Raw genomic sequence first — 10,732 nt, forward strand, 5'->3', positions numbered from 1 at the left:
CGGCGTGGTTCTCGGCCAGATCATCGAGCGCCTCACCGGCGGTGCGATTCCTGCGGATGCCGCGGCTGCCGCAACCTCGGGCCTCGACATCGGCTCCATCATCTCGAGCCTCATCGGCGGCGGTGCTGGCGGCGCAATTCTGACGGCCATCATCGGCGCCATCAAGAACCGCTGATCCACGGTCAATTTCGTCACCAGGCCGCCGGGCCACCAAGTCTGGCGGTTTCTTGCCTGTGGTCTAGTTGAGCCGCCACTCGCTGCCGACATGGCGGAGGTCCACCGGTGCCACGATCCCCGCATGCGCCACGCGCACCGAGGCCAGCGGCCCTTCGAGGTTGTTCGACCAGAAATCGAGAAAGTTTATCAGGCGCGGAAACTTGGGCGCCAGGTCGTAATCCTGCCAGATGTAGGTTTGCAGCACGCTGCGGTAATCCGGCATACGGTACATGATTTCCGCCGTGGTCAGGCTCCAGCCCTGCAGCTGGCGCTCGAAGTCTCTGTCACCCATTGTGTTCCTCCTCGGTTGCTGAGACTCATCAATGGTTGCAAGAGAGATTTGTTCTCGTCAAGTAAATTGAATAGTCAATTCAATATGTTAGCAGCATGACCTCATGAGTGCTGCTCGTTTACGGCATGAGGCTCGCCACCTTGGCATCGGCGAAGGCGAAGCAACCGGCGATGGTGGGGCTGATCGGCAGGTCGCGGTAGGCCCCGATGGCGCCTTCCTCGACGAGCCGTCCGGCCAGCCCGGCTTCCTCATCCGAGACGACCCAGATGAAGCCGAGGCCTGTTGGACGCACCACGCGGGCATTGGCGCGTGTGAGGCTGGCGAATATCGCATCCTCAGGCGTCCCCGGCTCGAACACCGCCAGCATGGTGCCGCTGGCCGTTGGCGGCAGCGCTGACTGCCGCATCAGGAATGCCATGCCGCCGAGCCATAGCGCGAGCACGGCTGCGAACAGAAGGAGCGCCAGCCTGTGTCCTGGCATGGTCATGCGCTTCAGGCAGCCGCGAACCTGGCCTGCCGCTGCTCGCGGATCGGCAGGTGGACGATGAAGGCGAAGATGCCCAGCGCCACGCTCAGCCACCAGACGATGTCGTAGGAGCCGAACGCGTCGTAGAGCCTGCCGCCGAGCCACACGCCGATGAAGGAGCCCAGCTGGTGGCTGACGAAGACGAAGCCATAAAGCGTTGCCATGTAGCGCGTGCCGAACATGACGGTGACGAGACCCATGGTGAGCGGCACGGTAGAGAGCCACAAGACACCGATGGTCATGGTGAAGAGCAGGGTTGTGAGTGGTGTGACCGGCATGAGCAGGAAGCCCGCCACCAGCACCGACCGCAGGAGATAGATGAACGCCAGCGGCACCCGCTTCTCGCCCTTGCCGCCGATGATGCCGGCGGCATAGGACCCCACAACGTTGAAGAGCCCGATGAGCCCCATCGCCAGGCCTGCGAACTCCTTCGAGATGCCGTGCTCGGCGAGGTAGGGCGGCATGTGCACCACGATGAAGGCGAGCTGGAAGCCGCAGACGAAGAAGCCCGAGACCAGCAGCAGGTAGGACCGGTGGCCGAAGGCCGTGCCGATGGCCTGGCGCATGGTGATGTCGGCCTCACCGGGGGTGATGCGCGCGGAGGAGGTGTTGTGCACCATGAGAGGCGCTGCGAAGAGGATGATGAGCAGCGACAGCCCGGCCAGCACCAGCAGCGCATTCTGCCAGCCATAGGCGGCGATCAGGGCCGCCCCCAGCGGCGCGAAGATGAACTGCCCCATGGAACCAGAGGCCGTGGCGATGCCGAAGGCCCAGCTGCGCCGCTCAGGCGGCACGATGCGGCCCAGGGCCGCCATCACGATCGAGAAGGAGGAGAAGGCAACGCCGATGCCGACGAGAAGCCCGCCGCCGACGTTGAACATGAAGGGCGTTTCGGTGAAGGCCATCATGATGAGGCCGAGGCAATAGATGACGGCACCCGTCATCAGCACGCGTGCCGAGCCGTATCGGTCGGCCAGCATGCCGGCCACAGGCGTGGCCAGACCCCAGACCAGATTGTGTACCGCCATGGCGAAGGAGAAGATCTCGCGCGGCCAGCCATGTGCTTCCGAGATCGGCAAGGTGAAGAAGCCGAAGGTCGAGCGGATTCCGAAATTGACGATGGCAACGAGGCAGCCCGCCACCAGCAACGCCGTGACGGTATGGTACCACGGGGTTCGCGTGATGTCTGATGCGCTCATGATGCCTCCATACTGGCATGCTGCGGGGGGCTCAAACGCGTTCTCCGCATGAGAGGGCCGAACTGGGCGATGGCGACGCCCGCAATGATGAGCGCGCCGCCCAGCAGCAGCGGCCAGGTGAGGCTCTCGCCCAGCAGCAGGATGCCGCCCAGTGCCGCCACCACCGGCTGCACATAGAGGAAGACGCCTGCAATCGAGCTTTCCATGCGGGACAGCGCAAAGTTCCAGGCGGAGGTCGCAAGGAAGGTGCCGAAGACCACCACGAAGCCGACGGCGGTCCAGGCCGTGGCATCCATGGCGGCAAGTGTTGCCGGGAAATCCGGGCCGACGAAGAAGGGCATGGGAAGCGCGGTGATGGCCATGGCGAGGCACGCCACCGGAACCGCGCCATATTTTCTCGCCACGGGCCTGATCGCCACCGTGTAGATGCCCCAGCCCATGGTGGAGATCGTCACCAGCATCAGCCCGAAGAGCGAGACCCCGCCCGTGGGCGCAAGGCTGCCCCCCAGCATGAGTGCTGCCGTGCCGAGCATCGAGACGAAGATGCCGGCAATGAGCCAGGGCGTCAGCCGGTCGCCCGCGAGCAGCACGGCAAACAGCGCGATGAAAACCGGCTCGAGTCCGAAGATAAGCCCCGTCCAGCTTGCCGGCACGGTTTCCATGCCATAGGCGGCGAGGATCTGATAGCCGAGGTTTCCGGCCAGGCTGGCGATCGCGATGCGGACCCAGTCGCGCCAGGCGATCTTCCGCACCCCGATGAACAGCACCACCACAACCGCGAGGAGTCCCGCCGGGTAGAGCCTCAGCGCCATGGCCGTTGCCGGCGAAAGCTCCGTCACCAGGTAACGCATGGCGACGGGGATCAGCCCCCACATGGTGACCGCGAAGAGCACGGCGGCAAGCGCTGCGAAGCTGCCTGTAACCTTCAGCCGGTTGCCGAACTGCGCGATGGCGACACCGAGGAGGATCAGGGCGCCTCCCGTCACCATGCCGGAGGTGACGTGCTCGCCGAGGACCACGGCACCCGCCGCGACGCCGATGATCGGGATCAGGTACAGGAAGGCGCCGGAGGCAGCCGCCGTCAGGCGTGCGGCTGCCCAGTTCCACGAGATGGAGGCAACCATGGTGGAGATGATGGCGATGTAGCCGAGTTCCAGCCAACTCCTTGCCGGCATGGCGGCGACCGTCTCCAGCGTCGAGGGCCGGCCCAGCATCGGCACCAGCACGGCCGAGCAGATCGCAAGCGACATGGCGGAGATGCTGTAGCTGCCATATTTCTGGATGAGCGGCTTGCTGACCACGACATAGATGGCCCAGGCCAGGCCGCTGAGGAAGATCATGGTGCAGCCCATGAGGAAGCTTGTGCTGTCGGCTGACACGCTCAGATCCTGCCACACCAGCAGCACCACGCCGAGGAAGCCGACGGGCAGCCCGACGAGGGCGGCGATGGTGAGCCGCTCACTGGCGATGAGGCTTGCCGTCAGCGCGATGAGCAGCGGCTGGGTGCCGATGATGAGGCTGCCAATCCCCGCGGAGACATGGGCGAAGCCGAAGGCCGAGCCCAGATTGTATCCGGTCATGCCGATGAGCGAGATGACAAGCAGGCGCGGCCAGTCCTGCCTGTCGATGCGCCAGCCGCCAAACACCGCGAGGATGGCCGCATAAATGACGCCGACAATGGCATAGCGGATGGCAAGATGGTCAGCCGGGCCGAGATCAACCGACAGGGTGCGCAGGAAGACGGGCCCCACGCCCCAGACCACCACCGTGAAGATCATGGCTGCGAAGGCGCGCGGATCCATCGTCTAGCCCCTGCCGCGCAGTTGCGGGCCGAACTGGGCCGCGGCGACACCACCTAGCATCAGCAATCCGCCCGCAACGATGTGGACGGTTACCACCTCGTCCAGCACCAGGGCGCCCGCCGCCACCGCAACGACAGGGATGAGGTAGAGGAAGGTTCCGGCCGCCGAGCTGGAGAGATGCTTGATGCCGTAGTTCCACAGCATGGTGCCGCCCAGCCCGGCGGCGAACACGAGATAGAGCACCTCGAGCCATTGCTGGAGGTCGAGGCGGGCAGCCAGCACCGGCAATGGCTCGCTTGCCGCGCCGATCATGATGGGTGCCGCAATGAGCATGGTGATCGCCGTTACCGTGAAGCTGTCATGGCGGGCCAGCAGCGGCTTGGTCACGATGGTGTAGATGGCCCAGCCGGCACAGCACATCAGCAGGTAGCCGATGCCGCGCAGCGAGACGCTCTGGGGGGTGGACTGGGTCAGATCCGGCCAGAACAGCACAAGCGATCCGGCAATGGCCATGACCACGCCCGCCAGCACATAGAGCGTCAGCTTCTCGCCCAGCAGCAGCGCGGCGAGGATGGCGATCATCAGCGGCTCCACCATGGTCACCAGCGTGCCAACGCCTGCGGGCACGAGTTCGAAACCCGCATTCACGAACCAGTTGTAGACGGCCATGCCGATCATGCCCGCCAGCAGGAAACGCAGCCAGTCGGCCCTTGGAATGCGCCAAGTGCCAAGCCAGGCCAGTCCCGCCACGCTGACGATGCTCAGCAGCACATAGCGCACCGCCAGCGAGTTTTCCGGGCTGAGCGACAGGGCGAGGGTGCGCATGAACACCGCCGACATTCCCCAGAACACCATGGCGGTGATCAGGGCGAGAATGGCGCGGGTTTTTGTGCTGTTCATGAAGATTCCGGTGGGGCCTCCATGCGTGCCCGAACATCGGCCGCCGGTCAATCAGCCAGGTGCTTGCCAGACATGCGCCGCGCGGCTAGCAGAAGGCGGATGAGGATGCTTCTCACCGCCCTTTTTGCCACTGCCGCCGCCGTCAGCGCCTGGGCCGGCCCCGTCGAGGACGGTGTTGCCCGTGGCATGAAGGCGCTGGAGGCGCGGGACGTCGTGTCGGCCATGGCGGCCTTCACGGAGGTTCTGGAGGCTGACCCCCGCAACGTCACCGCCGCCTATGAGCGTGGCCGCCTGCTGCTGGTGATCGGCGAGCCCGGCAATGCCGTGGCCGATTTTACGACCGCGATCCTGGGCGATCCCGGTTTCGGGCGTGCCTATGTGGGCCGGGCCCAGGCCAAGCTGGTTCTGAAAGACGCCGAAAGCGCCATCGCCGATTTCGATCAGGCGATTATGGCGGCGCCGAAGGATTTCGAGGTTCATGTGGCGCGCGCCGCCTTCCGCGTCCGCATCGGCAACCTACCCGGCGCGCGGGAGGACCTTGCAAACGCGAAAGCCGTCGCTGATGAGGCGACGGCCGCGAAGATCGCTCAGATGCTGGAAAGGCTGGGGGCGCCTTAGGCGACGACGCCCTTGTCGGCCAGAAGCTGCTTCAGCTCGCCCGACTGGAACATTTCCATCAGGATGTCCGAGCCGCCCACGAACTCGCCCTTCACGTAGAGCTGCGGAATGGTCGGCCAGTTGGTGTAGTCCTTGATGCCCTGGCGGAGCTCGTTCGAGTCCAGCACGTTGATGCCCTTGAACGGCGCGCCGACGTGCTGAAGAATCTGAACCGAACGGCCCGAGAAGCCGCACATGGGCATGTCGGGCGTGCCCTTCATGAAGAGAACCACGTCGTTCGTCTTCACCTCGTTGTCGATCCACTGGTTGATGTCGGTCATCTCTGTATCCCTTTCAATCCGTCATCCCGGCGAAGGCCGGGATCCAGCTTTCTTTCCACAGCCCCCGAAGCTGGATCCCGGCCTTCGCCGGGATGACGGCTTCAGAGGGCAGAGTTACTCCGGCACGCTCGTCTGCAGCGCCAGCGCGTGCAGTTCGCCGCCCATCCGGCCCTTGAGCGCGGCATAGACCATCTGGTGCTGCTGCACCCGCGACTTGCCCTTGAAGGCGGCGGACACGACATTGGCGGCGTAATGATCGCCATCACCCGCCAGGTCCTTGATGGTCACGGCGGCATCGGGCAGCGCCTCCTTGATGAAGCGTTCGATGTCGGCGGCGGACATGGCCATGGATCGTTCCCCCTAAAGCTCGCCTGACATAAAGGCGGGGAACCAGCCTTCATGGGCAGAGCGCAAATCAGCGACTGATATAGAGGGACCGGACGCGATCTTCAATGCGGCCTCGGCGGTGACGGTTCCAACCTGCACCGCCGGAATGCCGGCTTCACGGGCGGCCTCCAGGATGGCGGCAGAGCCTGTCACCACATAGCGTGCCTGATCCTCGCCGAAAAGTTGTTCGTGGGTGAGGGAGGAGAGCGCTGCCCCCAGCCCGGAGGCCATGGCCATCTCAATCACCGCCAGCGCCAGGCCGCCGTCAGAAATGTCATGGACCGCAGTGACTTGGCCGGATTTGATGAGAGACCGCACGAAGTCGCCGTTCTGCTTTTCGGTTGCAAGATCGACGGGTGGCGGCGCACCTTCCTCCCGGCCCAGCACCTCGCGGAGATAGATCGACTGGCCGAGGTGGCTGCCATGCCCGCCAATGAGGATGATGGCCTCGCCATCCGCCTTGAAGGGGATGGTGGCCATCCGGTCGAGGTCAGGGATGAGGCCGATGCCGCCGATGGCCGGGGTGGGCAGGATGCCCTGTCCGTTCGTCTCGTTGTAGAGCGAGACATTGCCCGAGACGATGGGGAAGGAGAGGGCGTTGCAGGCCTCCGACAGGCCCTGGATGGCCTTCACGAACTGCCCCATGATCTCGGGCCGTTCCGGATTGCCGAAATTGAGATTGTCGGTGATGGCGATGGGATCGGCGCCGACGGCCGTCAGGTTGCGCCAGCATTCGGCCACGGCCTGCTTGCCGCCCTCGAACGGATCGGCCTCGACATAGCGGGGCGTCACATCCGTCGAGACGGCGATGCCTTTCTTGCCGCGGATGCGGACGACGCCGGCATCACCACCGGGGATCTGTGCCGTGTTGGAGCCGATGAGGCTGTCATACTGCTCCCACACCCAGCGCCTGGAACACATGTCGGGCGAGCCCACGATCTTGAGGATCGCGGCCTTGAGATCATCGGGGGCAGGGACATCCTTCAGAACGGGGTGCTTTCTGGGCTCCACCCAGGGGCGGTCATATTCCGGCGCCTCATCGCCCATCTGCTTGATGGGAAGGTCCGCCTTCACCTCGCCCTGGTGCTTGATGACGAAGCGCAGCGTGTCCGTGGTCTTGCCGACGATGGCGAAGTCCAAGCCCCATTTGTGGAAGATGGCCTCGGCCTCCTTCTCGCGCTTGGGGTCCAGCACCATGAGCATGCGCTCCTGGCTTTCCGACAGCATCATTTCATAGGCCGTCATGCCCTCTTCGCGGCAGGGCACGTGATCGAGATCGAGCTCGATGCCGAGGTCGCCCTTGGCACCCATCTCGACGGCAGACGACGTGAGCCCCGCTGCACCCATGTCCTGAATGGCGATGACCGCTCCGGAGGCCATCAGCTCAAGGCAGGCTTCCAAGAGGCACTTCTCGGTGAAGGGGTCACCTACCTGAACGGTCGGGCGCTTCTCTTCTGCCTTGTCATCGAATTCGGCGGACGCCATGGTGGCGCCGTGGATGCCGTCGCGGCCCGTTTTGGCGCCCAGATAGACGACGGGAAGCCCCACGCCTTTGGCCTTGGAATAGAAGATCGAGTCGGCGCGCGCCAAGCCCACCGCCATGGCGTTGACGAGGATATTGCCATTGTAGCGCGAATGGAAGTTCACCTCGCCGCCGATGGTCGGAACACCGAAGGAATTGCCATAGCCGCCGATGCCGTGGACGACGCCCGAGACGAGGTGCCGCGTCTTGGGGTGTGCCGGCTCGCCGAAGCGCAGCGCATTCATCGCCGCGATGGGCCGCGCACCCATGGTGAACACGTCACGCAGGATGCCGCCCACGCCGGTCGCTGCACCCTGATAGGGCTCGATGAAGGAGGGGTGGTTGTGGCTCTCCATCTTGAACACGATGGCATCGCCATCGCCGATGTCGATCACGCCCGCATTCTCGCCCGGGCCCTGGATGACCTTCGGCCCCTTGGTGGGCATGGTCTTCAGCCACTTCTTGGACGACTTGTAGGAACAATGCTCGTTCCACATGGCCGAGCAGATGCCGAGCTCCGTGATGGTGGGCTCACGCCCCAAGAGCTTTACGAAGCGCTCATATTCGTCGGGCTTGAGGCCGTGGCTCTTGACGAGGTCCGGGGTGATCTTGGTGTCGTTGGGAAGGGTCATGTCAAATCTCTACGGCCTCAAACCGGTATTCTCAATTCCCTAATTCCGTCACCCCGGCGAAAGCCGGGGTCCAGCTTCGGGCAGCCATAGCTGGATCCCGGCCTGCGCCGGGATGACGGCATGAACTCACGCCGCCAGCAGGCTCTCGAACAGCGGGCGGCAGTCGGTCCTGCCGTGGAGCGGTTCGATCATGTTCTCAGGATGCGGCATCATGCCGATGACGCTGCCGGACTCGTTCATGATCCCGGCAATGTCGTTCAGTGCGCCGTTGGGGTTGGTTCCATCCGCATAGCGGAAGACCACGCGGTTCTCGGCCTCGAGGCGCTTCAGCGTTTCGGCGTCGCAGATATAGTTGCCTTCGCCATGCGCCACAGGGCAGGAGACGATGGCGCCCTTTTGCATCCGGTTCGTGAAGAAAGTCTGGTTGTTCTCCACCTTCAGCTTCACCTGCCGGCAGACGAAGCGGAGGTCCTTGTTGCGCACCAGTGCACCCGGCAGCAGGCCCGCCTCGGTGATGATCTGGAAGCCGTTGCAGACGCCCAGCACCTTGAGCCCCTTCAAGGCCTTGGCGCGAATGTCCTGCATGATGGGCGAGCGCGCGGCAATCGCCCCGCAGCGGAGATAGTCGCCGTAGGAGAAGCCGCCGGGAACCACCACCAGGTCCACCTTCGGCAGTTCCGTTTCGGTATGCCATACGGAGACGGGCTTCGACCCCGTCACGGTTTCGAGCGCCTGCATCATGTCGCGCTCGCGGTTGATGCCGGGGAAGACGACGACGGCGGATTTCATGTCAGGCCAGTTCGATGTCGTAGTTTTCGATCACGGTGTTGGCGATGAGCTTCTCGCACATGGCCTTCACCTGCTCCCTGGCCTTGGCGTGGTCGGTCTCGGCCAGTTCGATTTCGAAATACTTGCCCTGGCGGACGTCGCCCACGCCATCGAAACCAAGGTGGCCCAGTGCACCACCGATGGCCTTGCCTTGCGGGTCCAGCACGCCGTTCTTCAGCGTGACCTTGATCTTCGCCTTCATCAGTTCAGGTCCGTCTTCACGAGCTTGGGCTTGGAACGTTCGGGCTTTTCGGCCTCGGTGATGATGCCGAGACGGCGCGCCACTTCCTGGTAGGCCTCGACGAGGCCACCCATATCGCGGCGGAAGCGGTCCTTGTCGAGCTTGTCCTGGGTCTTGATGTCCCAGAGGCGGCAGGAATCGGGGCTGATCTCGTCAGCCAGCACGATCCTCATCATGTCGTTCTCGTAGAGGCGGCCGAACTCGATCTTGAAGTCGACGAGCTTGATGCCGATCCCCAGGAACAGGCCCGCCATGAAGTCGTTGATGCGGATCGCCATGTGCATCATGTCGTCGATCTCCTGGGGGGAGGCCCAGTTGAACGCGGTGATGTGCTCCTCGGAAACCATCGGGTCGCCGAGCTGGTCGTTCTTGTAATAGAATTCGATGATGGAGCGGGGCAGCTGGTGGCCTTCCTCAAGCCCCAAGCGCTTCGCCAGCGAGCCGGCGGCGACATTGCGCACCACAACTTCCAAGGGCACGATCTCGACCTCGCGCACCAGTTGCTCGCGCATGTTGAGGGAGCGCAGGAAGTGGGTGGGGATTCCGAGCTCGTTGAGGCGGGTGAAGATGAATTCCGAGATGCGCTGGTTGAGCACACCCTTGCCTTCGATCACGGCCTTCTTCTGGGCGTTGAAGGCGGTCGCGTCGTCCTTGAAGTGGACGATGATGGTGCCGGGCTCCGGGCCTTCATAGAGGATTTTGGCTTTGCCTTCGTAGATTCGGGTGCGCCTGCTGTTCATTTGAAATATCCTCATCAAATCCCTAGTCTACCCACGAAGCTTTAGACCCGGACGGCAGCTTGCGCCAGTTCTGTTCCTGCCCGGGCGGCATGTTTCCCCAAGCGTTTGAGGGGGTGATTAACCGAACGTGGTGCGCTGCACAATGTCTGTTTGTTCAGTTGATTTGGCCACCCGGGGTGGCTATTTCAAGGCTCGGGTAAAGAACGGGAGAGATGCATGTCCACCTTCGACAAGAGGCAAGAGGGATTCGAGAAGAAGTTCGCGATGGACGAGGAGCTGCAATTCAAGGCTGCCGCCCGCCGCAACAAGCTTCTGGGGCAGTGGGCTGCCGTGAAGCTCGGCATGTCCGGCGAAGAGGCCGATGCCTACGCGAAGTCGGTTGTCATGGCCGATTTCCAGGAAGCGGGCGACGATGACGTGTTCCGCAAGATCCGCGCTGATTTTGACGCCAAGAATGTCGAGCAGTCCGACCACCAGATCCGCCGCACCATGGATGAGCTGATGGCCCA

At 63.7% G+C, this 10,732-nt stretch carries 13 protein-coding genes; 2 read left to right on the forward strand and 11 right to left on the reverse strand.

Features of this window, described 5'->3' with window-relative positions; translation table 11 throughout:
• Positions 1-238 precede the first annotated feature (238 nt).
• The 5 genes from ACILRA_RS13215 to ACILRA_RS13235 all read right to left on the reverse strand — a co-directional run bounded on the left by ACILRA_RS13215 (position 239) and on the right by ACILRA_RS13235 (position 4,935).
• Positions 239-508 (reverse strand): usg protein, encoded by a 270-nt coding sequence (locus ACILRA_RS13215; protein WP_395662562.1) that lies wholly within the window; start codon positions 506-508, stop codon positions 239-241.
• A gap of 118 nt (positions 509-626) precedes the next feature.
• Positions 627-989, reverse strand: a complete 363-nt coding sequence (locus ACILRA_RS13220; protein WP_395662563.1) for a hypothetical protein — start codon at positions 987-989, stop codon at positions 627-629.
• An 11-nt stretch (positions 990-1,000) separates the two neighbouring features.
• Positions 1,001-2,233 (reverse strand): MFS transporter, encoded by a 1,233-nt coding sequence (locus ACILRA_RS13225; protein ID WP_395662564.1) that lies wholly within the window; start codon positions 2,231-2,233, stop codon positions 1,001-1,003.
• Entirely contained in the window at positions 2,230-4,035 is a 1,806-nt protein-coding gene (locus tag ACILRA_RS13230) for a DMT family transporter (protein WP_395662565.1), read from the reverse strand. Before ACILRA_RS13230 ends, ACILRA_RS13225 begins: the two co-directional genes overlap by 4 nt.
• 3 nt (positions 4,036-4,038) lie before the next feature.
• Positions 4,039-4,935 (reverse strand): DMT family transporter, encoded by an 897-nt coding sequence (locus ACILRA_RS13235; protein ID WP_395662566.1) that lies wholly within the window; start codon positions 4,933-4,935, stop codon positions 4,039-4,041.
• A gap of 99 nt (positions 4,936-5,034) precedes the next feature.
• On the opposite strand from ACILRA_RS13235, the gene ACILRA_RS13240 reads away from it, so the two are divergent.
• The gene (locus tag ACILRA_RS13240; RefSeq protein WP_395662567.1) at positions 5,035-5,553 is read left to right on the forward strand and encodes a tetratricopeptide repeat protein; all 519 of its coding nucleotides are present in this window, start codon (positions 5,035-5,037) and stop codon (positions 5,551-5,553) included.
• Here ACILRA_RS13240 and grxD read toward each other — a convergent pair.
• The 6 genes from grxD to purC all read right to left on the reverse strand — a co-directional run bounded on the left by grxD (position 5,550) and on the right by purC (position 10,223).
• Complete coding sequence (grxD, locus tag ACILRA_RS13245) at positions 5,550-5,873, reverse strand: Grx4 family monothiol glutaredoxin (protein ID WP_395662568.1); 324 nt, start codon at positions 5,871-5,873, stop codon at positions 5,550-5,552. The two genes, ACILRA_RS13240 and grxD, sit on opposite strands and share 4 nt — an antisense overlap.
• Positions 5,874-5,987: 114 nt before the next feature.
• Positions 5,988-6,221, reverse strand: a complete 234-nt coding sequence (locus ACILRA_RS13250; RefSeq protein ID WP_395662569.1) for a BolA family protein — start codon at positions 6,219-6,221, stop codon at positions 5,988-5,990.
• A gap of 12 nt (positions 6,222-6,233) precedes the next feature.
• The gene (purL, locus tag ACILRA_RS13255) at positions 6,234-8,414 is read right to left on the reverse strand and encodes a phosphoribosylformylglycinamidine synthase subunit PurL (protein ID WP_395662570.1); all 2,181 of its coding nucleotides are present in this window, start codon (positions 8,412-8,414) and stop codon (positions 6,234-6,236) included.
• Positions 8,415-8,540: 126 nt separating this feature from the next.
• Positions 8,541-9,203 (reverse strand): phosphoribosylformylglycinamidine synthase subunit PurQ, encoded by a 663-nt coding sequence (purQ, locus tag ACILRA_RS13260; RefSeq protein WP_395662571.1) that lies wholly within the window; start codon positions 9,201-9,203, stop codon positions 8,541-8,543.
• A 1-nt stretch (position 9,204) separates the two neighbouring features.
• The gene (gene purS / locus ACILRA_RS13265; protein WP_395662572.1) at positions 9,205-9,444 is read right to left on the reverse strand and encodes a phosphoribosylformylglycinamidine synthase subunit PurS; all 240 of its coding nucleotides are present in this window, start codon (positions 9,442-9,444) and stop codon (positions 9,205-9,207) included.
• Positions 9,444-10,223 (reverse strand): phosphoribosylaminoimidazolesuccinocarboxamide synthase, encoded by a 780-nt coding sequence (purC, locus tag ACILRA_RS13270; protein WP_395662573.1) that lies wholly within the window; start codon positions 10,221-10,223, stop codon positions 9,444-9,446. Before purC ends, purS begins: the two co-directional genes overlap by 1 nt.
• Positions 10,224-10,439: 216 nt before the next feature.
• Between purC and ACILRA_RS13275 the strand changes: the two genes are divergently transcribed.
• Positions 10,440-10,732 (forward strand): DUF1476 domain-containing protein (locus ACILRA_RS13275; protein WP_395662574.1); only part of this gene is annotated, 293 nt, incomplete at its 3' end.

This window comes from Aestuariivirga sp., assembly GCF_044239095.1.
Taxonomy (GTDB): domain Bacteria; phylum Pseudomonadota; class Alphaproteobacteria; order Rhizobiales; family Aestuariivirgaceae; genus Aestuariivirga.